This window comes from Streptomyces sp. NPDC000348, assembly GCF_042898795.1.
Lineage (GTDB): Bacteria > Actinomycetota > Actinomycetes > Streptomycetales > Streptomycetaceae > Streptomyces.
This window is the reverse complement of record NZ_JBIAZD010000011.1, coordinates 16843-43167: the sequence shown is the minus strand read 5'-3', so window position 1 is coordinate 43167 and position 26325 is coordinate 16843. Positions and strand designations below refer to the sequence as shown.

23 protein-coding genes are annotated in these 26325 nt (G+C 73.4%); 10 read left to right on the top strand and 13 right to left on the bottom strand.

Annotation, left to right across the window (positions count from 1 at the left end; translation table 11 throughout):
* Window positions 1-40: 40 nt before the first annotated feature.
* Complete coding sequence (locus tag ACFY3N_RS21925) at window positions 41-502, top strand: ATP-binding protein (protein ID WP_390818586.1); 462 nt, start codon at window positions 41-43, stop codon at window positions 500-502.
* A 501-nt stretch (window positions 503-1003) separates the two neighbouring features.
* On the opposite strand, the gene ACFY3N_RS21920 is transcribed toward ACFY3N_RS21925, so the two are convergent.
* Entirely contained in the window at window positions 1004-2044 is a 1041-nt protein-coding gene (locus ACFY3N_RS21920) for a GlxA family transcriptional regulator (RefSeq protein ID WP_390818372.1), read from the bottom strand.
* Window positions 2045-2115: 71 nt separating this feature from the next.
* Between ACFY3N_RS21920 and ACFY3N_RS21915 the strand changes: the two genes are divergently transcribed.
* Window positions 2116-3432: an MFS transporter gene (locus tag ACFY3N_RS21915; protein ID WP_390818371.1), complete on the top strand. Its 1317-nt coding sequence runs from the start codon at window positions 2116-2118 to the stop codon at window positions 3430-3432.
* 150 nt (window positions 3433-3582) lie between these two features.
* Here the strand turns inward: ACFY3N_RS21915 and ACFY3N_RS21910 are convergent, their stop codons facing one another.
* Window positions 3583-4797, bottom strand: coding sequence for a flavin-containing monooxygenase (locus ACFY3N_RS21910; RefSeq protein ID WP_390818370.1), 1215 nt, complete (start codon window positions 4795-4797; stop codon window positions 3583-3585).
* A gap of 102 nt (window positions 4798-4899) precedes the next feature.
* Between ACFY3N_RS21910 and ACFY3N_RS21905 the strand changes: the two genes are divergently transcribed.
* Window positions 4900-5157: a hypothetical protein gene (locus ACFY3N_RS21905; RefSeq protein WP_390818369.1), complete on the top strand. Its 258-nt coding sequence runs from the start codon at window positions 4900-4902 to the stop codon at window positions 5155-5157.
* Here ACFY3N_RS21905 and ACFY3N_RS21900 read toward each other — a convergent pair.
* The 3 genes from ACFY3N_RS21900 to ACFY3N_RS21890 form a co-directional block, all read right to left on the bottom strand.
* Entirely contained in the window at window positions 5135-5800 is a 666-nt protein-coding gene (locus ACFY3N_RS21900; protein WP_390818368.1) for a pyridoxal 5'-phosphate synthase, read from the bottom strand. The two genes, ACFY3N_RS21905 and ACFY3N_RS21900, sit on opposite strands and share 23 nt — an antisense overlap.
* A gap of 27 nt (window positions 5801-5827) precedes the next feature.
* Entirely contained in the window at window positions 5828-6253 is a 426-nt protein-coding gene (locus tag ACFY3N_RS21895; protein WP_390818367.1) for a pyridoxamine 5'-phosphate oxidase family protein, read from the bottom strand.
* 205 nt (window positions 6254-6458) lie between these two features.
* Window positions 6459-7106 carry a TetR family transcriptional regulator gene (locus tag ACFY3N_RS21890; protein WP_390818366.1) on the bottom strand — a complete coding sequence of 216 codons (648 nt, stop codon included), beginning with the start codon at window positions 7104-7106 and terminating at the stop codon, window positions 6459-6461.
* Window positions 7107-7228: 122 nt separating this feature from the next.
* On the opposite strand from ACFY3N_RS21890, the gene ACFY3N_RS21885 reads away from it, so the two are divergent.
* The 3 genes from ACFY3N_RS21885 (at window position 7229) to ACFY3N_RS21875 (ending at window position 11248) form a co-directional block, all read left to right on the top strand.
* Entirely contained in the window at window positions 7229-7951 is a 723-nt protein-coding gene (locus ACFY3N_RS21885; protein WP_390818365.1) for a VOC family protein, read from the top strand.
* Window positions 7952-8133: 182 nt separating this feature from the next.
* Window positions 8134-10518 carry a PQQ-binding-like beta-propeller repeat protein gene (locus ACFY3N_RS21880; protein ID WP_390818364.1) on the top strand — a complete coding sequence of 795 codons (2385 nt, stop codon included), beginning with the start codon at window positions 8134-8136 and terminating at the stop codon, window positions 10516-10518.
* 190 nt (window positions 10519-10708) lie between these two features.
* Window positions 10709-11248 carry a hypothetical protein gene (locus tag ACFY3N_RS21875; protein ID WP_390818363.1) on the top strand — a complete coding sequence of 180 codons (540 nt, stop codon included), beginning with the start codon at window positions 10709-10711 and terminating at the stop codon, window positions 11246-11248.
* 71 nt (window positions 11249-11319) lie between these two features.
* On the opposite strand, the gene ACFY3N_RS21870 is transcribed toward ACFY3N_RS21875, so the two are convergent.
* The 5 genes from ACFY3N_RS21870 to ACFY3N_RS21850 all read right to left on the bottom strand — a co-directional run bounded on the left by ACFY3N_RS21870 (window position 11320) and on the right by ACFY3N_RS21850 (window position 16256).
* On the bottom strand, window positions 11320-12153 hold the full coding sequence (locus tag ACFY3N_RS21870; protein ID WP_390818362.1) for a hypothetical protein: 834 nt from the start codon (window positions 12151-12153) through the stop codon (window positions 11320-11322).
* An 80-nt stretch (window positions 12154-12233) separates the two neighbouring features.
* A complete protein-coding gene (locus ACFY3N_RS21865; RefSeq protein WP_390818361.1) occupies window positions 12234-12428 on the bottom strand; it encodes a DUF397 domain-containing protein in 195 nt (64 codons plus the stop codon).
* A gap of 139 nt (window positions 12429-12567) precedes the next feature.
* Window positions 12568-12714, bottom strand: a complete 147-nt coding sequence (locus ACFY3N_RS21860) for a hypothetical protein (RefSeq protein WP_390818360.1) — start codon at window positions 12712-12714, stop codon at window positions 12568-12570.
* Between the two features lie 195 nt (window positions 12715-12909).
* The gene (locus ACFY3N_RS21855; protein ID WP_390818359.1) at window positions 12910-13095 is read right to left on the bottom strand and encodes a sigma-like protein; all 186 of its coding nucleotides are present in this window, start codon (window positions 13093-13095) and stop codon (window positions 12910-12912) included.
* Between the two features lie 203 nt (window positions 13096-13298).
* Window positions 13299-16256 (bottom strand): BTAD domain-containing putative transcriptional regulator, encoded by a 2958-nt coding sequence (locus tag ACFY3N_RS21850; RefSeq protein WP_390818358.1) that lies wholly within the window; start codon window positions 16254-16256, stop codon window positions 13299-13301.
* Window positions 16257-16548: 292 nt separating this feature from the next.
* Between ACFY3N_RS21850 and ACFY3N_RS21845 the strand changes: the two genes are divergently transcribed.
* From ACFY3N_RS21845 to ACFY3N_RS21835, 3 genes are all read left to right on the top strand, one after another.
* Window positions 16549-17412 carry an LLM class F420-dependent oxidoreductase gene (locus ACFY3N_RS21845; RefSeq protein WP_390818357.1) on the top strand — a complete coding sequence of 288 codons (864 nt, stop codon included), beginning with the start codon at window positions 16549-16551 and terminating at the stop codon, window positions 17410-17412.
* Window positions 17413-17455: 43 nt separating this feature from the next.
* Window positions 17456-20044 carry a bifunctional FO biosynthesis protein CofGH gene (locus tag ACFY3N_RS21840; RefSeq protein ID WP_390818356.1) on the top strand — a complete coding sequence of 863 codons (2589 nt, stop codon included), beginning with the start codon at window positions 17456-17458 and terminating at the stop codon, window positions 20042-20044.
* A 105-nt stretch (window positions 20045-20149) separates the two neighbouring features.
* Window positions 20150-20716 (top strand): hypothetical protein, encoded by a 567-nt coding sequence (locus tag ACFY3N_RS21835; RefSeq protein ID WP_390818355.1) that lies wholly within the window; start codon window positions 20150-20152, stop codon window positions 20714-20716.
* 39 nt (window positions 20717-20755) lie between these two features.
* On the opposite strand, the gene ACFY3N_RS21830 is transcribed toward ACFY3N_RS21835, so the two are convergent.
* A complete protein-coding gene (locus tag ACFY3N_RS21830; protein WP_390818354.1) occupies window positions 20756-21253 on the bottom strand; it encodes a DUF2165 domain-containing protein in 498 nt (165 codons plus the stop codon).
* A gap of 274 nt (window positions 21254-21527) precedes the next feature.
* Between ACFY3N_RS21830 and ACFY3N_RS21825 the strand changes: the two genes are divergently transcribed.
* Complete coding sequence (locus ACFY3N_RS21825; protein WP_390818353.1) at window positions 21528-22646, top strand: ADP-ribosylglycohydrolase family protein; 1119 nt, start codon at window positions 21528-21530, stop codon at window positions 22644-22646.
* Between the two features lie 7 nt (window positions 22647-22653).
* Here ACFY3N_RS21825 and ACFY3N_RS21820 read toward each other — a convergent pair whose 3' ends face one another.
* Entirely contained in the window at window positions 22654-24219 is a 1566-nt protein-coding gene (locus ACFY3N_RS21820; RefSeq protein WP_390818352.1) for a sodium:solute symporter family protein, read from the bottom strand.
* A gap of 219 nt (window positions 24220-24438) precedes the next feature.
* On the bottom strand, window positions 24439-26322 hold the full coding sequence (locus tag ACFY3N_RS21815; protein WP_390818351.1) for an MFS transporter: 1884 nt from the start codon (window positions 26320-26322) through the stop codon (window positions 24439-24441).
* Window positions 26323-26325: the final 3 nt, after the last annotated feature.

Genomic DNA, 26325 nt, shown 5'->3' with positions numbered 1-26325 from the left:
TCCGCCGGTTCGGATGGTGTGAGCGGTGCAGGTGCTTCAAGTGCAGCTGGAGATCCGGCCCGACCCCGCTGAGGTGGGACGGGCCCGGCGGTGGGCCCGCTCGCGGCTGGCCGGCTCGGGCATAGGGGCCGACGAACCGCTCGCCGAGACCCTGATCCTGCTCGTCTCGGAACTCGTCACCAACGCCGTGGTGCACACCGGCCGTCCGGCCGTGCTGCGGCTCTCCCTGCCGGGGGCGGACGTCCAGGAGGCCACCGTCCGCCTGGAGGTGACCGACCGCAGCGAACGGGCGCCGGTGCCGCGCTGTGTGGACGGCGAGGCGACGGGCGGACGCGGACTCGCCCTCGTGGACGGGCTGGCCGACCGGTGGGGCTGGAGCGCGGAGGGGGCCGGCAAGCGGATCTGGTGCGAACTCGACCGCTGCGTCGGCGCCCTGGAGGTCGGGCCGGCCTGTGACGGCGGGACGACCGCGTACGGCGGACTGGCCTACGAAGCGGTGTGAGCGCACACGGGTGGTGCGGCGGGTGGGGGCCGGCCGCGCCCGCGCGGCGGAGCCGCGCCCCGGCACGGTCCCGCGCCCTTCGGGGAGTTGCCCGCCCCCTCTTGTCGTCGCGCGGTGCCCGGGCCGGGGCACGGGAGCACGGCGGGCCGGTCGTGCGGGTCGGGGCGTGATCCGGTGCGCCGGGTGTGCTCCCGTGCGCGGTACCGACGAACAGGGCATATGCCCCAACCCGCCCACTGTCACCCGAACCGGTGTTGACGCGCCGTGGCGGTTTGATCACTCTGTTCGTCAGCGATTCGCCGCGAGGGGACGGCGAGGGCCCGACGACGGGGGCCCTCGACGAGCGTGGGTCGTGATTCGGCGTCGGTTCCCCGGGGACGAGGGGGACCAGGGGAGGGAGCGCCGAAGCCGAAGAGCGGTGCGGCGCTGCCGTGCTCGGGGCGGACAGCGCCGCACCGCCACCGCCGGCGCGGTTTCCCACAGCCTGTGGACGGCCCCCGCTCACCCCCCGGTCGGCACGGCCGCCTCCGGCCGCCGCCCGCCGGCCCGGAAGGTCCTCCGGTACGCGGTCGGCGTCACCCCCAGCGCCGCCTGGAGGTGCTGCCGCATCGACTGGGCCGTGCCGAAACCGGCGTCGCGGGCCACCTGGTCCACGGACAGACCGGTGGACTCCAGCAGGTGCCGGGCCCGTTCCACCCGCTGCCGGGTCAGCCACTGCCCCGGACTGACCCCGGTCTCCTCCCGGAAGCGGCGCGTGAAGGTGCGTACCGACATCGACTCCCGCACGGCCATGTCGCGCAGCTGGATCGGCTCGTGCAGCCGGCCCAGCGCCCACGCGCGGGCACCGCTCGTGGAGGACTGCTGCGGATCGGGCACCGGCCGCTCGATGTACTGCGCCTGCCCGCCGTCCCGGTGCGGCGGTACGACCGTGCGGCGGGCCACCTCGTTGGCCACGACGGCGCCGTGGTCGCGCCGCACCATGTGCAGGCACAGGTCGATCCCGGCCGCGACGCCCGCCGAGGTCAGGACGTCGCCGTCGTCGACGAACAGCACGTCCGGGTCGACGTCGATCCGGGGGAACAGCCGCTGGAGGCGCTCGGAGTCGGCCCAGTGGGTGGTGGCGGGCCGGCCGTCGAGGTATCCGGCGGCGGCGAGGACGTACACACCGGTGCAGATGGAGGCGAGCCGGGTGCCGGGCCGGATGCGGGCGAGGGCGGCGGCCAGCTCGTCGGTCAGTTCGCCCCGCTCGAACACCGGGCCGAGCTCGTAGGACGCCGGGACGATCACCGTGTCGGCGGTGGCGAGGGCCTCGGGTCCGTGGGCGACGTGGACGGTGAAGTCGGCGTCGGTCTCCACCGGTCCGGGCGGCCGGACCGAGCAGGTGACCACCTCGTACAGGTGCCGCCCCCGCGCGTCCTTCGGGCGGCCGAAGATGCGGTGCGGGATGCCCAGTTCGAAGGGGAGCAGCCCGTCGAGGGCGAGGACGACGACGCGGTGGGGCCGGAAGGCGGCGGACGCGGGAAGGGGCTCGGCCGGATCCATGGCCCGATCCTAGCGAACGCTGTCCTCCGGGCCACTCGTCGCGGCGGCCCCGATCGCGGAAGCTCTACGGCGTGACCCGGACAAGCGAGACAGCCGCCGTCGTGGAGCCGCCCGTGAGCGGCCCGAAGCCGACCCGCGCCCGCGTGCACCGCGCGTGGTTCGTCGCCGCCGTCACGTTCGTGACGATCATCGGCGCCGCCGCCTTCCGCTCCGTACCGGGCCTGTTCATCGACCCGTTGCACGACGAGTTCGGCTGGTCGCGCGGGACCATCGGCGCGGCGGTCTCCGTGAACCTCGCGCTGTACGGCCTCACCGCGCCGTTCGCGGCGGCGCTGATGGACCGCTACGGCATCCGGAAGGTGGTCGCGGTCGCCCTCGGCGTGATCGCGCTCGGCTCGGGCCTGACGGTGTGGATGACGGCGGCCTGGCAACTGCTGCTCTGCTGGGGCCTGCTGGTGGGGCTCGGCTCCGGTTCCATGGCGCTGGCCTTCGCCGCGACCGTCACCGATCGCTGGTTCACCGAGCGCCGGGGCCTGGTCAGCGGCATCCTCACCGCCGCGTCCGCCTCCGGTCAACTGATCTTCCTGCCTCTGCTGTCCTGGATCGTCTCGCGGCACGACTGGCGGCCGGCGGCCGTCACCGTGGCGCTCGCCGCGCTCGCGGTGGTCCCGTTCGTCTGGCTGCTGCTGCACGACCATCCGACCGACGTGGGGCGGAAGCCGTACGGCGCGAAGGAGTTCGTGCCGAAGCCGGCCCCCGTCCCGGGCGCCGCGCGGCGTGCGCTGACCGTACTGTTCTCGGCGGTGCGGACGGGGCCGTTCTGGCTGCTCGCCGGGACCTTCGCGATCTGCGGCGCCTCGACCAACGGACTGATCCAGACCCACTTCGTGCCCGCGTCGCACGACCACGGGATGCCGGTCACGACCGCCGCGTCCCTGCTGGCCGTGATCGGCGTCTTCGACGTCGTCGGGACGGTGGCGTCCGGCTGGTTCACCGACCGCTTCGACGCGCGCCGGCTGCTCGCGGTGTACTACGCGCTGCGGGGGATCTCGCTGCTGTTCCTGCCGGTCCTGCTGGCGCCGGGCGTGCATCCGCCGATGCTGTTCTTCATCGTCTTCTACGGGCTGGACTGGGTGGCCACCGTGCCGCCGACGCTCGCCCTGTGCCGTGAGCACTACGGCGAGGACAGCCCGATCGTGTTCGGGTGGGTGCTCGCCTCGCACCAGGTGGGCGCGGCCGTCGTCGCCTTCCTCGGGGGTGTCGCGCGGGACGCGTTCGGGTCGTACGACGTGGTCTGGTACGCGTCGGGGGCGCTGTGCGCCGCGGCGGCGCTGATGGCGCTGGTGATCCGGCGGCGGGCGGGCACTTCGCTCGCAGCGGCGGCCTGACAACCGCCGCGGCCGCGGGCGGTCGTGCCTCCCCCGCTCGAGCGAAGCCGGGAGTGGGTGAGGGTGGGCGCTGGGGTACCCCCTCCGGGGGAGGCACCCCGCGAACGCCGGGCTGCGCGGCATTCCCCGCCCGGTCCGGACCGCCCGCGGTCACGCGGGGAGCCGGGACGCTCCCCCCGTACGGGCCACCGCCCTCGCGATCCGCTGGGCGTCCCGTGCCAGTTCGCGGAGGTTGCCGCTGATCGGGTTGGTGAAACCCGTGAAGTAGAGGCCGGGCGCGCCGGCCGGGGTGCGGGCGCCGTGCACGACCGGCCTGCCGCAGCCGTCGAGGACGCCGAGCCCGCCGACCAGACCCTCCAGACCGCGTGCGTAGCCCGTGGCCGCCACGACCGCGTCCGGGCCGATGCGGTCGCCGTCCGCCAGGACGACCTCGCCCCCCTCGAACCCCTCCACCGCGGCCACGACCTCCACCGCCCCCGTGCGCACGGCGTCGACCAGGCCGACGTCCTGCACGGGTATGGCCCCCTCCCGCACCCGGCTGTACAGACCGGAGTCGGGGCGCGGGAGGCCCTGGGCCGACAGGTCCGGCAGCGCCACCCTCGCCTGGACCCGGCCCAGCCGGTCGACGAGGCCGACCGGCAGCCGGCGCACCAGGACGGCCGAGTACTGCGCGGGCCAGCCCGCGGTCGAGCGGCGCACGATGTGCGGAGGGGTGCGCACCGCGAGGCGCACCCGGGAGGCGCCCCCCTCCACCAGGTCCACGGCGATCTCGGCGCCCGTGTTGCCGACGCCCACGACCAGCACGTCCCGGCCGGCGAAGGGCTTCGCGTCGCGGTACTCGGACGCGTGCAGGAACTCGCCGGTGTACGTGTCCCGGCCGGGCCAGTCGGGGACGCGGGGCGTGTGGTTGTAGCCGGTGGCGACGACGACCGCCGCGCCGGTCAGTTCGCGGCCCCCGGTGGCGTGCAGCAGCCAGCCGGTGCCGTCGGGGGTGCGCTCGACCCGGGAGACCTCGACCCCGGTGACGATCTCCAGCCGGTGGTGCTCGGCGTACTTCTCCAGGTACCGGACCACGTCGTCCCGGGCCGGCCACCGTCCGAACCGGCGCGGCATCGGCAGTCCGGGCAGCGCGGACAGGCGCCGGGTGGTGTGCAGACGCAGCCGGTCGTAGTGGCGCCGCCAGGAGTCCCCCACGCGGTCCGACCGCTCCAGGACGACGGCCCGCACCCCCCGGGCCCGCAGGGCGTACGCGGCGGCGAGTCCGCCCGGGCCGCCGCCGATGACGTAGACGGGGCGGTCCGCCCGGTTCTGCGCGGTCGGTTGCGCGGACGTGAAGGGTCTGGGGGAGTCGGGGGAGTCGGCCATGAGCGCGAGCGTAATCACGCCCCTGGTTGATGGGTATCGGTCAAGACCGGAATTGGTTGCGGATTGATCACGTCCGTGGGGATCGCGCGCTTGAATGCCTCCATGTCCCCCTCATCCGCACACACTTCGTCCCGGCCGCTCCCCGAAGTCCGCGGCCACGGTCTGCACCTGCGCGCCTGGGACCCGGATTCCCCGGCCGACGTGGAGGCGTGGCCGCGCGGTCACGCGGACCCCGAGTTCCGGCGCTGGAACACTCCGCTCCAGCCGGTCACCGACGGGGACGGTGCCCGGGAGTCGCCGCGCCACGCCCGCCCCGCCGGCGACCCGGAGCCGGTGCTCACGGCCAGAGCGATTCCCTGACCCAGCCCTCCGCCGTGCGCCGGTAGCGGAGTCGTGCGTGCCGGCGTCGGGTCTCGCCCTGGAAGAACTCCACCTCGTCCGCCCGCAGCCGGTACAGGGTCCAGGACGGGACCGGGGTGTCCGGCGCGTGCCGGGCCCGCTCCCACGCCGCCTCCGAGGCCCGCGCCAGTTCCTCCGCCGACCCGAGGACCTCGCTCTGCCTGCCGGTCAGCGCGGCCGCCAGCGCCCCGGTGGAACGGGCGTGCAGATCCGCCTGCGCCTCCTCGGCCGGGGCCGCCGAGACGGGACCGCGCACCCGCACCTGGCGGCCCAGCACCGGCCAGTAGAAGGCCAGCGCGGCGTACGGGCGCGCGGCGAGGTGGCCGCCCTTGCGGCTGTGCGCGTGGGTGGCGAAGGACCAGCCGTCGTCGTCCGCGCCGTGCAGCACCACGATCCGTACGTCCGGCAGCCCCCGCGCGTCCGCCGTGGCCAGGGACATGGTGTGCGGCTCGGCCTGACCGGCCGCCACGGCCTCGGCGAACCACCGCGTGAACAGCGGCAGCGGCTCGGCGGGCGCGGCGGCCGGGTCGAACTCCGGCAGGTCGGTGGCCCGCGGGTCCCACACCCGCAGCGACCTCAGCAGCTCGTGAAGATCGGGTTCCATGCACCGATTGTCCGGCCTCCGGCGGGCTCACACCGACCCGAGGTCCGACGACACCCACCGCTCCGGCCGCATCCGCACGACGACCTGCTCGCCGTGGTTCCTCCAGGCGAAGTCGACGTACCCCTCGACCTTGTCGGCCGGCAGGTAGCGCGCGGAGATCTCCCGCAGCTGCTCGATCGTGGCCGGAGTGGTGTCGAGCACCGGCCCCTCGACCGAGACGTAACGGATGGTGGGTTCGAGGCGGTCGACCATGAGCGAGAACCGTCCCGCCGCGCCGATCAGCAGGTTCTTGCGCGAGTCCCGGCCGGTCATGATCCATACGTCGCCGCCGGGCGCGTACTGGTACCAGATCGGCACGGTGAGCGGGGCGCGGCCGTCCCCCGCGTCGACCGCCAGTGCCGCGACGTGCGGTTCGGCCAGGAACTGTTCGCGCTCTTCGCGGGTCAGGGCCATTCCGGGTTCCTCCTGCGACATGGGTGCCGGGCGTTCACTCGGGTCTGCGATCGGCTCACCGGGGCACAACACCGCCCGGGGGGAGCCGTGTTCCCCGTTCCCGCCCCGCACCGTTCGGAAAGCGACGGGCGGCGGCCCACCGGAGTGAACCGCCGCCCGTCTGACAGGACTCGCGAGACCGCGCCTCGGTGGGGCCGCCGGGCGCCTACTTCGAGGGCTTCTTGCCGGTGACCCCCAGGTGCACCAACAGGGCCAGGTTCGGCTTGAGTTCCGCCTGCTTCACGCCCCAGGAGGAGAAACCTTTCTGGTGGGAGGCGACGGCCGCGAGCATGGCCACCAGGGAGCCGGCGACCGCCGCGGGGTTCACGTCCTTGTCGATCCGTCCCTTGGCCTGCAGCTCGGCGACGGAGTCCGCCAGCGAGCTGTTCACGGAGTTCAGGATCTTCATACGGATCTTGTAGAAACGTTTATCCCCCTCGGCCGCGCCGAGGTCCACGACCCGCAGGATCGCCTCGTTGTCCCGCCAGAACTCCAGGAAACCGTCGACGAGTTCCTGTGCCGTCCGCCAGGCGGCCTTCCCCGTCCAGGAGCGGCCCTCCAGCAGCTCGCCCAGCCCGCTGCTCTCGGCGGCCATGCGCTCGGCGATCTCCAGGACGGCGCCCTCGACGTCCGGGAAGTACTGGTAGAAGGTCGCGGGCGAGGTGCCCGCCTTCCGTGCGACATCGATGACTTTGACGTCCCGGTAGGGGGACGAGCTGAGCATCTCGCTGAGGCAGTCGAGCAGTTTCTGCCGGGTCGCCTGCCCACGCCGGCCGGCCACACGGCCGTCGACGGTACGCACTTGTCCTGTCATGCCGTCAGCTTACCGACGGGTGATCCCGGCGCGATTCGGCCGACTGCAAATGGGGTGTGCGGGTCCGCGGCGGCTGGTGTGCCTGGTCTGCGGCCTGCGGGCGGCGCGGTTACTTTGGCGGCATGGCCGAAAACAGGGCATCGGAGTACACGGAGGGCACCCCCTGCTGGGTGGACGCGCAGCTGCCCGACGTGGAGGCGGGCAAGCGGTTCTACGGCGAGCTCTTCGGATGGGCCTTCGAGGACCGGCCCCGGGGCATCGTGCGGGCGCTGAAGGACGGGGACCCCGTCGCCTCCCTCGCGCAGAAGACGGACGGCCGGCTGCCGACCGTGTGGACGGTGTCCTTCGCCACCCCGGACGCCGGGGCGCTGTGCCGGCGGATCCGCGCGGCCGGCGGGCAGATCGTCTCCCCGCCGGGCCCCTTCGGCGACCTGGGCGTCACCGCGCTCGTCACCGACCCCGAGGGGGCGGTGTTCTCCCTCTGGCAGGGCGTGCGGAGCACCGGCTTCGGGCGCCGGTACACGCCGGGCACCTTCGCCTGGGTGCAGCTGTACACGCGGGACGCGCTGGCGGCCGACACCTTCTACGGCGGTCTCTTCCACCACGCCCTGTTCGGCCCGGACGCCGACCCCGACTTCGGGCGGGCGCCGGTCTCCGACGTCTTCCCCGCCGAGATGCCGCCGCACTTCCTGGTCCACTTCGCCGTCGAGGACCCCGGGGCCGCCATGGAGGAGGTGGTCCGGCTCGGCGGCCGGGTCCAGGTTCCGCCCTTCGAGACGTCCTACGGCACGGCGGCCGTGGTCACCGACAATCAGGGGGCGTCCTTCGCACTGCTGCGCCGCTGAGCCGTTTCCACCCCCTGTGTCGTATGAAAACCTGGACACCCTATTTGTCGGCCGGTTCGCAACCCGGGGCGCGGACAGGAAGAATCGGGGGGCGTGCCGCCACGGCGGTGCGGTGGTGAGACGCTGCACTACGGTCGCGGGCACAGGTGGTGGCGCGACTCGTACGGGGAGGTGGCAGGCAAGTGGTGGATCAGCTGACGCAGCACGATCCGCGGCGTATCGGGCCGTTCGAGGTGCTGGGACGGCTGGGAGCCGGCGGCATGGGGCTGGTCTATCTCGCGCGCTCGGCGTCCGGGCGGCGGGTGGCGATCAAGACGGTCCGGACCGAACTGGCCGAGGACCAGCTGTTCCGGGTCCGCTTCACACGCGAGGTCGAGGCGGCCCGCGCGGTCTCCGGTTTCTACACGGCGGCCGTCGTGGACGCCGATCCGCGCGCCGCCGTGCCGTGGCTGGCCACCGCGTACGTTCCCGCGCCCTCCCTCGAGGAGATAGTGAACGAGTGCGGGCCGCTCCCGGCCCAGGCGGTGCGCTGGCTCGCGGCGGGCGTCGCGGAGGCGCTCCAGTCGATCCACGGCGCCGGACTGGTCCACCGCGACCTGAAGCCCTCCAACGTCCTCGTCGTCGAGGACGGCCCCCGGGTGATCGACTTCGGTATCGCCTCCGGCGTCTCGAACACCCGCCTGACGATGACGAACGTCGCCGTCGGCACCCCCGCCTACATGTCCCCGGAGCAGGCCAAGGACTCCCGCAGCGTCACCGGCGCGAGCGACGTGTTCTCGCTCGGCTCGATGCTGGTCTTCGCCGCCACGGGACATCCGCCGTTCCACGGCGCCAACCCCGTCGAGACCGTCTTCATGCTGCTGCGCGAGGGCCCGGACCTCGAAGGCCTCCCGGACGAGCTGCGCCCGCTCATCGAGGCCTGCATGCAGATGGAGGCGACGGCCCGGCCCAACCCCGCCGACCTCCAGGCCCAGCTCGCCCCGCACCTGTTCGGCTCCGGCTCCGACGACAGCGGCACGGCGTCGGCGTGGCTGCCCGAGCGGGCGGTGAGCCTGATCGAGACGCGCCGGGGCGGCCGGACGGCGGTCAGGCCCGCGGGGGGCGGCCGCAGCGCGGGCGGGGCCCGCCCCCACGTTCCCCCGCCGCCCCCGCACGACCCGGTCGTCCCGCCGCCGCCCCCGTCCATGCCCGCGCCGGTGGGCGCGCCGGTGGCCGCCCCGGTGGGCACCCCCGACGCCGGCCCCGTACGGCTGGCGGGTCTGCCGGTGCCCATCGGACCCGGCCCGCGCGTCGCCGACACGCGCGCGGCCGCCGTCAAGGCACCCCCGCCGGCCGCCGCCCTGGCCGCCACCTGGTCCAAGCCCCGCCCCGGCGTCAACGGCGCCGACCCGGCCGTACCGGCGCCCGCCGCGCCCACCGTGCCGCCGGAGCAGCCCGGCGGCTGGCGCCCGTGGCGCTTCCGCATGTCCAACGACGTCTGGGGCACCCCGGCCGTCGACGGCGACCTCGTCTACGTCACCTCCTTCGAGGTGCACGCCCTCGACGTCGCCACCGGCCGGCGCCGCTTCAAGACCCGCGACGTCGCCTGGTCGATGGCGGTCGCCGACGGCCGTATCCACGCCTCCGACGGACCCACCCTGTTCGCCCTCGACGCCCGCGAGGGCGGCGACCTGTGGCGGCTGTCCACGGACGCCTGGGTGTACTCCCTCAAGACCGACCGCGGCACCGTCGTCACCGGCACGCGCGGCGGCGGCGTCCAGGCGTGGGAGGCGTCCACCGGCCGGAAGCTGTGGGAGGTCACCGGCTGCCAGAGCGACTTCGAGACCCCCGAGGCCGGCCCCGCCGTCCACGAGGGCACGGTCTACGTCTGGCAGGACGCCCGCCTGCGCGCCCTCGACGCCCGCACCGGCGACGAGCGCTGGTCGTACCCCATCGGCGACGCGGCCTCCTGCGGCGGGGTGCCGGTCCGGGTGACGCACGCCCCCGACGGCCACGTCTACGTCTGCGCCGGCACCCGCGTCCTCGCCCTGGAGGTCGCCACCGGCCACGTCCGCTGGCACTTCGAGGCCCCGGCGGTCTTCCTCGCCCCGCCCGCGTTCGTCCCCGGCCCGGCGGTCACCGGCGGCGGCCTCTACCTCGCCGACTACCTCGGCACGGTCTACGCCCTCGACGCCACCGACGGCCGCGACCGCTGGCGCATCGCCACCGAGTCCCGCGCCTCCGTCGAACCGGTCCTGGTCGCCGCGGGCCACGTCCACGTGGGCAGCGGCAAGGGCCTGTACACCCTGGACGCGGTCACCGGCACGCCCAAGTGGCGCTTCCAGTCCGGCGGCGAGATCGTGGGCGCGCCCGCGGTCGCGGAGGGCCGCATCCACTTCGGCTCCAGCGACCACCTGCTCTACACCCTGAAGGCCGACGACGGCCGCCTGAGGTGGAAGCTGGCGACCGGCGGCGAGATCACCGGCTCCCCGGTGGTCCGGGACGGCGTGGTGTACGCGTGCAGCAAGGACCGCTGCGTGTACGCGCTAGACGCGGAGAAGGGCACGGGGACGGCGCGGACGGCGTAGGGCGCGGGTCCTCGGGGGGACGCGTACCGCGGACGGCCGTCGCGCCGGGGTGTACGGAAGGGGTGTCGGACGGCGGCCGTCGCTGCGGGGAGCGGCGGCCAGCCGCTCCCACCGCAGACGCTACGCCGGGTACGCGACGGTCGCCAGGCGGTGACATGTTCGTGACACGAAGATCGATAGCCTGACGGCCATGCATCCCCGGGGGAACACACTCAGGCTCACCGCGGTCTCGGCACTCGTCGTCCTCACCCTCACCGGCTTCTCGACCGGCCGAGGCCACGGCGGCGGCGACGGGGGAGGCGGCGGATGCAGCAGCTCCGGCCAGAACCACGACTCGTCGAGCTCGGGCGGCGGCTCGCACCGGGACTACGACGATGACGACGACTACGGCTCCGGCTCCGGCGGCGACCACGGTTCCGACGGGGACGCGGGGGACAGCGGCGGAAGCGCCTCCTCGTCCGAGCAGGGCGCCCTGGTGAGCCTGGTGGACTGCGCCTCGAAGGAGACCCCGTACGCCACGGTCGAGGTCACCAACCAGAACACCGCGGACGGCGTCTTCACCGTCACCGTGAGGTTCGAGGACGAGACCGGCGCGGAGGTCCTCACCCGCTCCCAGGACGTCGCCGTACCCGGGACCGGGACGGTGCCGATCCGGGTGGAGATCGGCGACGAGGACGTGACCCGGATCGCCGCATGCGAACCCGACATGATCGCCGAGCCGGCCGGCTGACCCGACCGGGGACCACAAGCGGCCGTCGGGCCACTCGCTTCTTCGTCAGTGTCGTGCTTCCGCGACCCGCGTCAAGGGCGCCGCGTTCCGCTGCGCTCCACTCCGCGTCGCCTTCGGCGATGGCCCTCCGGGCCACCCTTGACCCGGCCCGCTCCAGCACGAGGGAGAAGCGAGCGAGCGGCCGGAGGAAAGCGGGGGCCGGGCACGTCGGCGACCTGCCGTCGGTTACGGGGTGGGCGGGGTCCGCGGTCGCGCTCGCGCCTCGCCTGCACGCCGGGCCGGTTCAGCGGCGAGCGGCGGGTGGGGGTGGGCGGCGAGCGGCGGGTGGGCGGTGGGCAGGCGGTGCGGGCACACTCCGGCGGGGCGGGGGCGGGGGCGGGGCGGGGGCGGTGCGGGCGCACTCCGGCGACCCTGCGGTAGCCGAGCGCGGACTCCACGGCCACCAACGCGTTGTCCCTCCCGCCGCTCCGCAGCAGGTCGGCGAGGGTCCGGGGTACGTCGGTGACGCGCAGCCCGCCCCGGTATTCGACATCCGTCCCGACGAGGGGCAGGCGATGCACGCGGACTCCCGTGAGCCTGCCCCGGAAGCTGAGGCCGGGATCCGTGAACTCGACCCGCTCCGCCGAGCCCGCACCCAGCGTCTCGATCTGCCAGAGCCGAGCAGCCGAGTGGTGACTCACGACGAGCCGGGGAGTGAGGAGTTGGGTCACCCTCAGCCGCACGCCGAGGTCGATCACCTTCCCCGGCACGACCCACGCCCCGTTCTGCACGCGGGTCCATCCCTCCGCGTGCAGTCGCGCGGTGAGCGAACTCTGCGGCCACCCGGCGTTCAGCGCCCGCGCGGTGAGCAGCACGCCTCCCTGCGCCAGCGCCCGCAGATCGGCCCTGGGCCCCACCTGTTCCACGACGGCAGTCTCGCCGATACGGGGCAGGAACCTCCCGCGCCTGTGGATAACCCAGTGGCCGCCCCGCCCCCGACCCGACCTCAGTGCCGCATCCCGTCCACGAACGCGCCCCACGCGGCCGCCCGGAAGAGCAGCACGAGCCCGGCCCCGGCCTCGGCCCCGGACTGCTTCGAGTCGCGTACGGGAACCACATCCGGGAGGCCGACGGCGACCTCGCCGCAGTCACCGCCGCTGCCGTTGCTGTAGCTGCTCGCCCGCCGGCGGACGCTGCTCAAGTCCCGGCCCGCACACGCTGCGCGCACTCCGCCGAGCTGAACACGGTGCGGTGTGAGCTGGACGGTGCGTAGATCAGGGCGGGGCGTACGACGATGGGGCCGAGGTTTCCCTCGGCCCCATCGGTGGTCGGGCGATGCGTCAGGGCATGTGGCTGTCGAGCGGCGCCACGACACCGTCCTGAGGGCTCACCGGCGCGTGGTTGTCGGCCAGCGCCGGGCTCGCGACGGCCCCGGTGATACCGAGGACCAGGGCGATGGTGGCGAGAACCTTCTTGGTGCGGGTCATTGGTACTCCTGTCGTGGAAGAGTAGATCCGTACGGAAAGTGACATGAGGGCGAGCGCGACCAGTTATTCGAGTAATTCGAACAGTTCGCGTCAAAGGCTGACCAGAAACCTGTGCGGACACACGTCGGCCGCGACGGCTCCCCCTCCGCGCCGCCGCGGCCGATCCCCCGTCGGGATGGACGTGCCCTCGACCCCTTACCGGCCGTCCAGGTCCAGGGCGGGCGGGGCCGGTGCGTGCTGGTCGAGCGTGGTGACCTCGCCGATGCTCGGCGGCGCGGGGGCGTGCTGGTCGAGCGTGGTGATCTCGGAGTCCTTGCTCGGCGGCGCGGGCGCGTGCTGGTCGAGCGTGGTGATCTCCGGGTCCTTCTTGGCTTCGCTCATGGCATGTACCCCCTAGAGGTAGACAGGGTTGTGCGGTCCGAAACGCCCGTTCGGCAACTCCCCCGAGGGCTACCGAACGGGCGGTCCAGCGGGTCTCAGACTAGAGGTGAGACCCCGTGGAACCGCCTGCCCCCCGACGCGACGGATCCGTTCCATGAGAGTCGCAGGCAGGCATAAACATTCGATGAACGCGGTTCCCGGCGTCAGGCGGCGGAGAGCGGAGTGAGCAGGCGGCGTACCTGGACCGCTTCGGTGGAGCCCGCCTCGTCGTAGATGGTCAGGGCCTCGCGCCAGCACGCACGGGCCCGGTCCGCCTGACCGAGGGCGTCCAGCGCCCTGCCGAGCACGGTCAGGGCGTTGGCCCGCATCCAGTCGCCCCCGATGCAGCCGATCGCCAGGGCCTGTTCGGCGTGCTGGGCGGCCCGTGCCGGGCGGTCGGCCCTCAGGTGGACCTCCGCGATGCGGTAGTGGGTCGTGCCCTGCCAGAGGGACTGCCGGTTCTCCGCGAAGATGCGCAGCGCCTCGTCGAGCTGGACGAGTGCCTCGGCCGACCGCCCCGCCTGGGTGAGCACGATGCCGGAGGCGTACCTGGCGTTCGCCAGGCGTACGGACAACCCCAGCTCGTCGTAGATCTCGATGCCCCGCTGCGCCAGTTCAACGGCTTCGGGACTGCGGTCCATCGAGGCCAGGGTGCGGGAGAGGTTGCAGACCGCGCTCGCCTCACCCGGCGTGTTGTCGTCGGCGCGGAAGGCGTCGATCGCCCTGAGGAAGTACTCCTCGGCGTCCGCGTAACGGGCCGTGCACAGGGCGATGATGCCCAGCTGGTTGGGGGCGGTGCTCCTCGCCCACGGGTCGTCCGCGCCGCGCAGCAGCGCGTCGGCGCGCCGGGCCTCTTCTTCGGCGGCTTCGAACCGGCCCGCCTGACTGAGCACTTGAGCCAGGGTGATACGCGCCCGCATTTCGGCTTGTGCCTCTCCCAGAGCGGCGGCGGCGTCACACGCGGCGATCGCTGTCTTCTGGTACTGGCGGGAGTCGGCCCCGGATTCCGCCAGGTCGATGGTGACCACTAGCAGGTCGACGGCGCGCCGCAGCATGGGGGCCTCGAGGGACTGTTGCACGCAGGCCAGGAGCGGCCCGGCTTCCGCGTGCAACCAGTCCAGCGCCTTCGAGGCGTCGGCGAACTCCTCGCCCGTGAACCGGCCCTTCTCCAGGTGCGCGACGGTCCGGTCGCCCGGCCGCTCGATGGCGTACACCTGTACCGCCGTCGCCAGGTAGAAGTCCAGCACCCGCGACAGCGCCGACTCCCGCTCGCCCGGCGGCTGTTCGTCCCTCTCCGCGCACGCACGCGCGTAGAGCCGCACCAGGTCGTGGAACCGGTACCGCCCCGGCGCCGCCGACTCCAGCAGGGACGTGTCCACCAGGGACTCCAGCAGGTCCTCCGTGTCCTCCGCCGGGAGGTCCAGGACCGCCGCTGCCGCCGCCAGCGAGATGTCTGGGCCGTCCGCCAGCCCCAGCAGCCGGAACGCCCGGGCCTGGGCGGGCTCCAGTTGCCCGTAGCCCAGCTCGAAGGTCGCCTTCACGGCCAGGTCGCCCGCCTGGAGTTCGTCGAGCCTGCGGCGTTCGTCGGCGAGCTTCGCCGCCAGGACCGAGACCGTCCACGTGCGCCGTGCCGCCAGCCTGGACGCCGCGATGCGGATCGCCAGCGGCAGGAAGCCGCACGCCGCCACCACGTCCAGGGCGGCCTCGCGCTCCGCCGCCACGCGCTCCTCGCCCACGATCCTCGTGAAGAGCGCCAGCGCCTCCTCCGGCGACATCACGTCCAGGTCGACCAGGTGCGCGCCGGCCAGGCCCACCATCCGCACCCGCGACGTCACCAGCGCCGCGCAGCCCGCCGTTCCCGGCAGCAGGGGTCTCACCTGCGCCGCGTCCCGCGCGTTGTCCAGCAGGACCAGGACCTTGCGGCCGTCCAGGACCGAGCGGTACAGCGCCGCACGTTCCTCCAGCGAGTCCGGGATCGCCGAGTCCGCCGTGCCGAGGGCGCGCAGGAAGGAGCCGAGGACGGTTTCGGGCTCCGCGGACCGTGCTCCCGCGCCCTGGAGGTCCACGTACAGCTGGCCGTCCGGGAAGGAGGAGCGGGCCGCATGGGCCACGTGCACCGCCAGCGTCGTCTTGCCGACGCCGCCGATGCCCGCCAGCGCCGACACCGCCATCACCCGGCCCTCGTCGCCGGACGCCGACGTGAGGACCTCGCTCAGCTCCCGTACGAAGGACGTGCGCCCCGTGAAGTCCGGCACCGTCGCCGGGAGCTGGGCCGGGCGGACGGGGACGGCTCCCGGTTCCGCCACGGGGGCCGACGGCTCCGCCAGGTTCGGGTCGGCCCGGAGGATGCGCTGCTGGAGTTCCTGGAGGCCGGGGCCCGGGTCCACGCCGAGCTCGTCGGCGAGGAGGCGGCGGGTGTCCGCGTACACCGCGAGCGCCTCCGCCTGGCGGCCGCTGCGGTACAGGGCCAGCATCAGCAGTTCGCGCAACCGCTCCCGCAGCGGGTGCGCCGCCGTCAGCGCGGTCAGCTCCGAGACCGCCTCCGCGTGGCAGCCCTGCTCCAGGTCCATGTCCAGCCGGGATTCCAGGAGTTGGAGCCGCCATTCCTCCAGGCGGACCCGCTGGGCCTCCGCGTACGGGCCCGGCACCCCGGCCAGCGTCTCGCCGTCCCACAGGGACAGGGCGCGGGTCAGCACGTCCCGCGCGTGGCACAGGTCCCCGGTGTTCCGCGCCTTCTCCGCCTCCGCCGCCAGCTCCTGCGCCGCCGCGAGGTCCAGCGCCCCCTCGCCGAGTCCGCGCACCGCGTAGCCGCCGGACTCGCTGACCAGGACCCCGGGGTCCAGCACCTTCCGCAGCCGGGAGGCGTAGGTGCGCACCGCCGCCAGCGCCTGGGACGGGGGCTCCTCGCCCCACAGGGCGTCGATGAGTTCGGCCGCCGTGGCCGTACGGCCCTCGCGCAGCAACAGGGCGGCGAGCAGCGCCCGTTGCTGAGGGCTTCCGGTGGCGACGGGCTCGTCGTCGCGCCAGGCGCGCACCGGACCGAGCACGCCGAAGCGCAGTGACCCGGGCTCCGTCGAGGAGCCGGGACGCCGCTGCTCCGGTCCCCGCGGCACACCGTCCATCCAGTCCCCCTCTGCATCCTGAGCAACTACGCCAGTTTGCCTTGTTCATGGCGGAAGCGGCAGTCGTGCGAGACGGCGATCACACGGGGAACGGCGGGCCGTCACCGGGCCCACACAGTTCGTCCTCAGTCGTCCGGATCCCCCGCACCGTCGGCGGCCCCGCCCCGAAGGCCCGTACGGCGGCGCTGCCGTCCGGACGCGGTGCGCGTGCGCGGTGCCGACCGGTCGGTATGGACAGACGGGGGCCGTGCGGGTATGGATGGGTCCGTCGTCCGCGTACGAAAGGCCGTCCATGCGCATCGCCGTCACGATCTTCCTCACCGACGAGACGATCACCCCGGTCCGGCTCGCCCGTGAGCTGGAGCAGCGCGGGTTCGCCGGGCTGTACCTGCCGGAGCACACGCACATCCCCGTCGAGCGGACCAGCCCGTATCCGGCGGGCGGGGAGCTGCCGCGGGAGTACGGCCGCACGCTCGACCCCTTCGTCGCGCTCGGCCAGGCCGCCGCCGTCACCGAGCGGCTGGGGCTCGGCACCGGCATCACGCTCGCCGCCCAGCACGACCCGATCGACCTGGCCAAGCAGGTCGCGACCCTGGACCACCTCTCCGGCGGCCGGTTCACGCTGGGCCTCGGCTTCGGCTGGAACGTCGAGGAGGCCGCCGACCACGGGGTGCAGTGGCGCACCCGGCGCGAGCTGGTGCGGGACCGGATGGGGCTGATGCGGGCGCTGTGGGCGGAGGAACCGACGGCGTACGAGGGGGAGTTCGGGAGCGTACGGGCGAGCTTCGCGCACCCCAAGCCGGCGCAGAAGCCGCGCGGGCCGGTGGTCGGACCGCGGACGCTGGTGGGCGGGGCGGCGGGGCCGAAGCTGTTCGCGCACATCTGCGAGTACGCCGACGGCTGGCTGCCGATCGGCGGGCGGGGCCTGACGGAGGCGCTGCCCGCGCTGCGTACCGCCTGGGCCGACGCGGGCCGCGACCCCGGCGCCCTCCAGGTGGTGCCGTACGCCGTGCGTCCCGGCGCGGGCAAGCTGGCCCACTTCGCGGAGCTGGGCATCGAGGAGGTCGTGGTGCAGCTGCCCCCGGAGGGGGAGGCGGAGGTGCTGCGGGCGCTCGACGCGTTCCAGCCGTTCGTGGACGGGCGGGGGAGCCGGTGAGGACGGGCAGGGGGCCTGATCAGTCCGAACGTATGCTCAAAGGATGACGACTTCCGTGACCACCGGAACCGGCGGCCCCACCGAGAACTCCCTGCGGCGCGCCCTCAGACGCGCCCGGGACGGCGTCTCCCTGGACGTCTCCGAGGCGGCGGTCCTGCTCCAGGCGCGCGGTGAGCACCTGAAGGACCTCTCCGCCTCGGCCGCCCGGGTGCGGGACGCGGGGCTGGAGGCGGCGGGACGGCCCGGGGTCATCACGTACTCGAAGAGCGTCTTCGTTCCGCTGACCCGGCTGTGCCGGGACACGTGCCACTACTGCACCTTCGTCACCGTGCCCGGCAAGCTGCGCCGGGCCGGGCACGGGATGTTCATGTCGCCGGACGAGGTGCTGGACATCGCCCGCAAGGGCGCCGCGCTCGGCTGCAAGGAAGCCCTCATCACCCTCGGCGACAAGCCGGAGGACCGCTGGCCCGAGGCGCGCGAGTGGCTCGACGCGCACGGCTACGACGACACGATCGCGTACGTGCGGGCGATCTCCATCCGCATCCTGGAGGAGACGGGACTCCTCCCGCACCTCAACCCGGGCGTCCTGACCTGGACGGACTTCCAGCGGCTCAAGCCGGTCGCGCCCTCCATGGGCATGATGCTGGAGACCACCGCCACCCGTCTGTGGTCCGAGCCCGGCGGCCCGCACCACGGCTCCCCGGACAAGGAACCGGCCGTGCGGCTGCGGGTCCTGGAGGACGCGGGCCGCTCCTCGGTCCCCTTCACCTCCGGCATCCTCCTCGGCATCGGCGAGACGTACGAGGAGCGGGCCGAGTCGCTGTTCGCGCTGCGGAAGGTCTCCCGCGCCCACCACGGCATCCAGGAACTGATCATCCAGAACTTCCGCGCCAAGCCGGACACCGCGATGCGCTCCATGCCGGACGCGGAACTCGACGAGCTGGTCGCCGCGGTCGCCGTCGCCCGGCTGGTCCTCGGCCCCTCCGCCTGTCTCCAGGCCCCGCCGAACCTGGTCGACGCCGAGTACGGGCGGCTGATCGCGGCCGGGATCGACGACTGGGGCGGCGTCTCCCCGCTCACCATCGACCACGTCAACCCCGAGCGCCCCTGGCCGCGGATCGACGAACTGGCCGCACACTCCGCGGCCGCCGGCTTCGAACTACGCGAACGGCTCTGCGTCTACCCGGAGTTCGTACGGCGCGGTGAGCCCTGGCTGGACCCGCGGCTGCGCCCGCACGTGACCGCGCTCGCCGACCCGGCCACGGGTCTGGCACGCCCCGACGCCCTCCCGCGGGGGCTGCCCTGGCAGGAGCCGGACGAGGCGTTCACCGCGACCGGCCGCACCGACCTGCACCGCACCATCGACACCGAGGGCCGCACCGCCGACCGCCGCGACGACTTCGACGAGGTGTACGGCGACTGGGACGCCCTGCGCGAGGCCGCCGCCCCCGGCATGGTCCCCGAGCGCATCGACACCGACGTGCGCGAGGCGCTGCGCACGGCGGCCGACGACCCGACGAAGCTGACCGACGCGGAGGCCCTGGCGCTGCTGCACGCGGACGGACCCGCCCTGGACGCCCTGTGCGAGGTGGCGGACGACGTGCGCACATCGGCCGTCGGCGACGACGTGACGTACATCGTCACCCGCAACATCAACTTCACCAACGTCTGCTACACCGGCTGCCGCTTCTGCGCCTTCGCGCAGCGCCGCACGGACGCCGACGCCTACACGCTCTCGCTCGACCAGGTCGCCGACCGCGCCCAGCAGGCGTGGGACGTGGGCGCGGTGGAGGTCTGCATGCAGGGCGGCATCCACCCCGACCTGCCCGGCACCGCGTACTTCGACATCGCGAAGGCGGTGAAGGAACGCGTCCCCGGCCTGCACGTGCACGCCTTCTCCCCGATGGAGGTCGTCAACGGCGCGAGCCGCACCGGCCTGTCGATCCGGGAGTGGCTCACGGCGGCGAAGGAGGCCGGCCTGGACACCATCCCCGGCACGGCCGCCGAGATCCTCGACGACGAGGTCCGCTGGATCCTGACCAAGGGCAAACTGCCGGCGGCGACCTGGACCGAGGTCATCACCACCGCCCACGAGCTGGGCATCCGCTCCTCCTCGACGATGATGTACGGCCACGTCGACCAGCCCCGCCACTGGCTCGGCCACCTGCGCACCCTGGCCGGCATCCAGCAGCGGACCGGCGGCTTCACCGAGTTCGTGACCCTGCCCTTCGTGCACACCAACGCCCCCGTCTACCTGGCGGGCATCGCCCGCCCCGGCCCGACGGTCCGCGACAACCGCGCGGTCACGGCGATGGCCCGCCTCCTCCTCCACCCGCACATCCCCAACATCCAGACGAGCTGGGTGAAACTGGGCGCGGAGGGCGCGGCCCAGATGCTCCGCTCCGGCGCCAACGACCTCGGCGGCACGCTGATGGAGGAGACGATCTCGCGGATGGCGGGCTCCTCCTACGGTTCCTACAAGTCGGTCAAGGACCTGATCGCGGTCGCGGAGGCCGCGGGCCGCCCGGCGAAGCCCCGCACCACCCTGTACGGCGAGGTCCCCGAGGAGCGCCGCCGCGCGGCGGAGGCCTCCGACGGCCACCTGCCGGAGCTGCTGCCGGTCCTGGACTGAGACGGGCCGGGGAAGCGCCGGTGCTGGCAGTAGGATGATCCGAACCGTGTTCGATCGGGTGCCGTGGGCTTCGATCGGGACCCGTAGCTGAGGAGATGCGTACCGGTGCCTGCCCGTCTTCCTTCGTGGGCCTGGGTGACCGGGCTGACCACGGGGGCGATTGCCGCGGTGGTGGTCCTGGCGGTCCAGGCGGACCAGGGGACGAAGCCCACCGCCGCCACGACCCGGCCGAGCGCGTCGGCGACGGCGGACGCGAAACCCTCCGCCAAGCCGGAGGAGAAGAAACCGGCGGCGGTGCCGGCCGACTCGGGCACCGGCCGCCGGATCGTCTACTCCCTCGGTGAGAAGCGGGTCTGGCTGGTCGACGCCAGCGACACCCCCCGCCGCTCCTTCGCGGTCTGGCCGGGCACGGTCGCCCCGGACCCCGGCACGTACGCGATCGGCAAGCGCACCGAGGCCACCACCGGCAGCGACGGCGTCCCGGTCGAGCACATCATGTACTTCGCCCAGAAGTCCGGTGTCTTCGTCGCCTTCTCCAACGCGGTGGACGGCTCCTCGCCCCCGCCCGCCGACCCGGGCGCGCAGACGGGCGGCATCCGCGTCGCCAAGCCCGACGGCAAGGCCCTGTGGACCTTCGGCGCGGCGGGCACGACGGTCCGGGTCGTCGAGTAGCCGCGGCGGGCGCGTGGCGGGGGCCGCGGTGACGTGCGGCTACTCGGTGTCCCCCGACGGCAGCTGGTCGACCAGCAGGACCACGCCGCTGAGGACGAAGACGCGCAGGGCCGCGTCCAGGCCGTTCCAGTCCTCCGACTGCCACATCGCGAACCACTCGCCGCCGATCGCCATGAAGCCCGCGCCGAAGAGGAGCATCACCATCAGCAGGCCGTAGGTGGAGACGCGGCGGGCGCGCGGGTGGTCGTGGCGGGCCCAGAGCCAGGTGCCGTACGTCAGGACCAGCGCGGCGGCCGTCTCCCAGACGATGATCGCGACGTACGCGGCGTCCTGCACGCTTCTGTCGGTGATCGCGCGCCACATCAGGTCGTCGTCCTCGAACGTGGTGTCCATGGCGAGCACGTGCCGTACGAATTCCCGGTTCGTCCCGAAGTCCGTGATGTTGCCGAAGGCGACCAGTGCCATGTAGAGGGCGACGGAGGCGGTGAGCAGCGTCGCGGTGAGGGACAGCGCGCCGCGTGAGGTTGTGGTGGACATGGCGGTTTCATTCCCCGTCCGCCGGGCCCTACCCGGGAGGATTCGAGCCGGGGTGTCCGTCGGGCGCGTGCCGTCGTCGCCGCCGGGCGGGCGGAGCCGCGGAACGCCCCGTGGCGTGCCCGCCGGACCGGGACGGATGTCCCGGCGCGGCGCGGTGAAACGGGAGGTCTCCGGAAGAGGCGGCCAACTCGCTCCGGGATTCCTGGACTTCGGGCCGGGTAGTACGTCAAAGTGCTGCGCGTCGTACGTATGAACGGTACCCGGGAGGTCTTTGGTGAGCGGTACCGCCGGGGCCGTGTGGGGGCGTCGCGAGCAGCAGGACTTCCGCAGCCGGGTGCGCGGGACGCTGCTCGGGGTCGCCCTCGGGGACGCGCTGGGCGCGCCCGTGGACGGGGTGACGGCCGACGGGATCCGGCAGGCGCACGGCGCGGAGGGCCTCGCCGACCTCGCCCCCGCCTACGGCCGGCGCGGTGCCGTCACCCACCACACCCAGCTCACCCTCTTCTCGGTGGACGGCCTGATCCGCGCCCAGGTGCGGCGCGACACCGGCGCCTGGCACCCGCCGACCGACCTGCACCGGGCGTATCTGCGCTGGGCCGTCACCCAGCGGGACTGGGGCCCGGACGAGCGGCGCGAGGAGGACGGCTGGCTGGCGCGCGAGGAGTGGCTGTACGCCCGCCGGGACCCCGTCCGCGCGCTGCTGCTCGGGCTCGGGGACGAGACCATGGGGACGCTCGAGGCGCCCAAGAACCCCGGTGCCGCGGGACCCGAGGCCGCCGCCCGGTCCGCGCCGTTCGGGCTGCTCGTCGGCTGGGAGCCGCAGCTCGTCGCACAGCTCGCCGTGGAGTGCGCGGCGCAGACCCACGGCCACCCGGTGGCCCGTCTCGCCGCGGGCGCGTACGCCGTGACCGTGCACGCGCTGGCCCGGGGCGAGAGCCTGGACACGGCGGTGCAGCGCGCGCTCGCGCTGCTGGCCGCCCTGCCCGGTCATCAGCCGGTGTCGGACGCGCTCCAGCACGCGCTGGGCGCCGTACGGCAGGGGATGCCCACGTCGCGGCGGGTCACCGGGCTGGTCGGGGACGCCACCGCCGAGGGGCTGCTCGCCGCCGCCGTGTACTGCGCCCTGGTGGGGGAGGACGTACGGCAGGGGCTGTGCCTGGCCGTGAACCACGACGGGCCCAGCGCCGCCGCCGGGGCGCTGGCCGGCGGGCTGCTCGGGGCGCTGCACGGCGAGACGGCCCTCCCGCCGGCCTGGCTGGCCGAGCTGGAGGGCCGTCCCACGATCCTGGAACTCGCCGACGACTTCGCGATGGAGATGACCCAGGGGCCCGCGCTGCACGGGCCCGCCGGCGCGTCCCCCGCCTGGCTGGCGAGGTACCCGCGGGGCGCCTGAGGGGCCGCTAGTCCTTCAGCCGGGCGGCCCCCTCCGCCGGAGCGGGGACCGGGACCGCCGCCGCGGCCGAGTCGTCGTCGCCGTCGGTGTTGACGCGTTCGATGATCGCCATCCGCTCCGGGGTGTCCTCCGGCTTCACGAAGCCGATCAGGACGTAGAGGACCAGCGAGACCGCCAGCGGGACGGAGACCTGGTACTCCAGCGGCACGCCGCCGTCGACGGCCCAGTGGATCGGGTAGTTCACCAGCCAGAAGGCCAGCAGGCCCAGACCCCAGCTGGTGAGCGCCGCGGTCGGGCCGGAGCGGCGGAACGGCCGCAGCAGGCCCAGCATCATCGGGATGGCGATCGGGCCCATCAGTCCGGCCACCCACTTGATGACGACCGTGATGATGTCCTTGAACGTCGGCGAGTTGACCTGGGTCGCCACCGCCATGGACAGGCCGAGGAAGACCACCGTCGTGATGCGGGCGGTGAGCAGGCCGGACCGCTCGCCCCACGTCCGCGCCCTCGCCGACAGCACCGGCGCCACGTCCCGGGTGAAGACGGCCGCGATGGCGTTGGCGTCCGAGGAGCACATGGCCATCGTGTGGGAGAAGAAGCCGACGATGACCAGGCCCAGCAGACCGTGCGGCAGCAGCTGCTCGGTCATCAGGGCGTAGGAGTCGGAGCCGTCCGTCTTCTGGGACTCCACCAGCAGCGGCGACATCCACATCGGGAAGAACAGCACCACCGGCCAGACCAGCCACAGCACCGCCGACAGCCGCGCCGAGCGCTCCGCCTCGCGGGCGTTGGGGGTGGCCATGTAGCGCTGGGCCTGGTTGAGCATGCCGCCGTTGTACTCGAACAGCTTGATGAACAGGAACGCCAGCAGGAAGATCGTGCCGTACGGTCCGACCAGCGGCTCCCCGTGGCCCTGGAGCTCCGGCTCGTCCCAGGCCCCGAAGAAGCCGCCGTGGTCGCCGAGTTCGACCACCACCGCGACGAACATCGCGATGCCGGCCAGCAACTGGATGACGAACTGCCCGAGTTCGGTCAGCGCGTCCGCCCACAGGCCGCCGATGGTGCAGTAGATCGCCGTGACCGCGCCGGTGATGAGGATGCCCTGGTTGAGCGAGACGCCGGTGAACACCGACAGCAGGGTGGCGATCGCCGCCCACTTCGCGCCCACGTCCACGATCTTCAGCAGCATGCCGGACCAGGCCAGCGCCTGCTGGGTCTTCAGGTCGTAGCGGTTCTTCAGGTACTCCAGCGGTGAGGCCACGTGGAGCCGGGAGCGCAGCCGGTTGATCCGCGGGGCGAACAGCTTCGACCCGATGGCGATGCCGAAGGCGATGGGGAACGACCAGGTGACGAAGGACGTCACGCCGTAGGTGTAGGCGATGCCGGCGTAGCCGGTGAACATCACCGCGCTGTACCCCGACATGTGGTGGGAGATGCCGGAGAGCCACCACGGCATCTTGCCGCCGGCCGTGAAGAAGTCGCTGACGTTGTCCACCCGCTTGTGCGACCAGACACCGATGCCGACCATCACGGCGAAGTAGCCGATGAGAACCGCCCAGTCGAGACTGTTCATGTCCCCCCTTCCAGGGTCTTCCTTGTGAACTCCGCCCAGCTGGTTGGCACTTCGCCTGAGCGGGGTAGGGACGAGGAAGGCCGCGAAGTGCCCGCTCATCGTGGGCGTTATGGCGCGATCATGACAAGAAAGCGTCAGGTCAAGAGCAAGTAAAAATGTTCGACTTGCTGACCTTGGTTCATATCCGTGAATGAGGTCGGAGGGCCGGGACCCCCGGGGTCAGCGCAGCTCCTCCGGGCAGGGGGTGCCCCGGTCCCACTGGTACGGAGCCGCCAGGCGGTACGTCCCCGGCTCCGGCGCGAGCAGCATCGTCCACTTGTCGCCGTGCGCGTCCTCCTCCGTCTCCATCAGACAGCCGTTGACGTTCTCGTACGTCTTCGGCTCGCCCTCCGGACGGTCCTCGGACCCCTCCGTCTCCTGCGGCGGCTCCAGCGCCCTGCCCTCGGCGTCGACCAGGCCCAGCCACGGCGAGTAGGGGACCCGGATCAGGATCCGGCCCGCCTTCTCCACCCGCAGCGTCCACTCGCCCTGCTCGGCCCGCTCCACGACCGTGTCCGGCTCCGCCAGCGGCGTCGGCTCGTCCACCGCGAAGAGCTGCCAGTTGGCGTCGCCCCAGATCTGCTTCAGATACGGCAGCCCGCGCTGCACCAGCTCCCGCTCCCGCTGGCCGCCGTCGCCGTCCGGCTCGTCCTTGGGCAGCACCACGAAGTGCACGCCCCAGCGCTTCAGCCACTCGCGGTAGTTCGCCGAGTTGAGGGTGTCGTCGTAGAAGAGCGGATTGCGCTCCATGTCGGCCTGCCGGTTCCAGCCGCGGGCCAGATTGACGTACGGGGCGAGGGCGGACGCCTCACGGTGCGAACGGGCCGGGACGACCTCCACCCGGCCCCGCCCGGCGCCGACCTCCTGGAGCTCGTTCACCAGCGGCGCCAGCTCGCGCGCCCAGGACGCGCGCGGCGTGGTGTGCACGACGTCGTCGACCGACTTGAAGCCGATCCAGCCGGTGAAGCCGACGAACGCGACGACGATCGCGTACCACTTGACGGACCTCGGCGCCGCGAACGGCAGCGCCGCCAGCAGCACCACCCCGCCGAACAGCATCGCCAGCCGGGTCATGTTCGACCCGATCTGCGAGCTGATCAGCCAGACCAGCACGATCCCCAGCCCGTACACCGCGGACGTGATCCGTACGGTCCTCCAGTCCGCGGGGACCAGGACGCACACCAGGACCGAGTACAGCAGCGGCAGGATCACCGAGCCGATGCCCATCGGCTGGGTCCCCGAGAACGGGAACAGCCAGGCCGACACCGCCACCACCGCGGTGGGCGCGAGTCCCAGCGCCCACGCCCCCGGCCGGCGCCTCTGCAGGAACAGCGCCACCGCCACCAGGCCCACGAACAGGCCCGCGACCGGCGAGGCCATGGTCGCCAGCGCCGCCAAAGGGGCCGCGCACAGGGCCTTCGCCCAGCGCTTGTAACGCCACCGGTGCGGCCAGCAGAAGACGACGGCGACCGCGCCGAGCGCGAACATCGTGCCCAGCCCGTACGTCACCCGCCCCGAGGCCGCGTTGCACAGCAGGGCGAACACGCCCGCGAGCGCGGACCACAGGGGGTTGCGCACCACCCGGCCGCGCATCAGCACCAGCGTCAGCAGCCCCGCCGACACCGTGCCCGCGACCATCATCGTCGTCCGCACGCCGAGCACCGACATCAGGTACGGCGACACCACGCTGTACGACACCGGGTGCATACCGCCGTACCAGGCGAGGTTGTACGCGGAGTCCGGGTGCCGGCCGACGAACTCGGCCCACGCGTCCTGCGCGGCGAGATCGCCGCCGCTGTTGGCGAAGGTGAAGAACCAGACGATGTGCAGCAGGCCGGCGAGCGCGGTGACGGACAGCACCGGGTGCCGCAGCATGCGGGCGCGCACGGCGAGGACGGCGGTCCTGAGGGCGCCGGGGGTGCGCTCGGCGCCCCCGGCGCCCCCGGCGCCGTCAGCGCCCTCGGTGCCCTCGGGGGGCCGTGGTGTCCCGGTCGGCGGTATTCGCGGGCCGGAACCCGGGTCCGGATCGGCGTCGTCGGCGCGTGTCGGCTCCGCTGTGGCCACCTG

What these genes read in the sequence shown, in the direction of transcription:
- ACFY3N_RS21845 (WP_390818357.1), top strand. Translation starts at nt 16,549, where the DNA reads ATGCGCATCGCCGTCACGATCTTCCTCACCGACGAGACGATCACCCCG.
- ACFY3N_RS21890 (WP_390818366.1), bottom strand. Translation starts at nt 7,106, where the DNA reads ATGACAGGACAAGTGCGTACCGTCGACGGCCGTGTGGCCGGCCGGCGT.
- ACFY3N_RS21830 (WP_390818354.1), bottom strand. Translation starts at nt 21,253, where the DNA reads ATGTCCACCACAACCTCACGCGGCGCGCTGTCCCTCACCGCGACGCTG.
- ACFY3N_RS21875 (WP_390818363.1), top strand. Translation starts at nt 10,709, where the DNA reads ATGCATCCCCGGGGGAACACACTCAGGCTCACCGCGGTCTCGGCACTC.
- ACFY3N_RS21885 (WP_390818365.1), top strand. Translation starts at nt 7,229, where the DNA reads ATGGCCGAAAACAGGGCATCGGAGTACACGGAGGGCACCCCCTGCTGG.
- ACFY3N_RS21895 (WP_390818367.1), bottom strand. Translation starts at nt 6,253, where the DNA reads ATGGCCCTGACCCGCGAAGAGCGCGAACAGTTCCTGGCCGAACCGCAC.
- ACFY3N_RS21910 (WP_390818370.1), bottom strand. Translation starts at nt 4,797, where the DNA reads ATGGCCGACTCCCCCGACTCCCCCAGACCCTTCACGTCCGCGCAACCG.
- ACFY3N_RS21850 (WP_390818358.1), bottom strand. Translation starts at nt 16,256, where the DNA reads ATGGACGGTGTGCCGCGGGGACCGGAGCAGCGGCGTCCCGGCTCCTCG.
- ACFY3N_RS21840 (WP_390818356.1), top strand. Translation starts at nt 17,456, where the DNA reads ATGACGACTTCCGTGACCACCGGAACCGGCGGCCCCACCGAGAACTCC.
- ACFY3N_RS21855 (WP_390818359.1), bottom strand. Translation starts at nt 13,095, where the DNA reads ATGAGCGAAGCCAAGAAGGACCCGGAGATCACCACGCTCGACCAGCAC.
- ACFY3N_RS21900 (WP_390818368.1), bottom strand. Translation starts at nt 5,800, where the DNA reads ATGGAACCCGATCTTCACGAGCTGCTGAGGTCGCTGCGGGTGTGGGAC.
- ACFY3N_RS21905 (WP_390818369.1), top strand. Translation starts at nt 4,900, where the DNA reads ATGTCCCCCTCATCCGCACACACTTCGTCCCGGCCGCTCCCCGAAGTC.
- ACFY3N_RS21820 (WP_390818352.1), bottom strand. Translation starts at nt 24,219, where the DNA reads ATGAACAGTCTCGACTGGGCGGTTCTCATCGGCTACTTCGCCGTGATG.
- ACFY3N_RS21860 (WP_390818360.1), bottom strand. Translation starts at nt 12,714, where the DNA reads ATGACCCGCACCAAGAAGGTTCTCGCCACCATCGCCCTGGTCCTCGGT.
- ACFY3N_RS21920 (WP_390818372.1), bottom strand. Translation starts at nt 2,044, where the DNA reads ATGGATCCGGCCGAGCCCCTTCCCGCGTCCGCCGCCTTCCGGCCCCAC.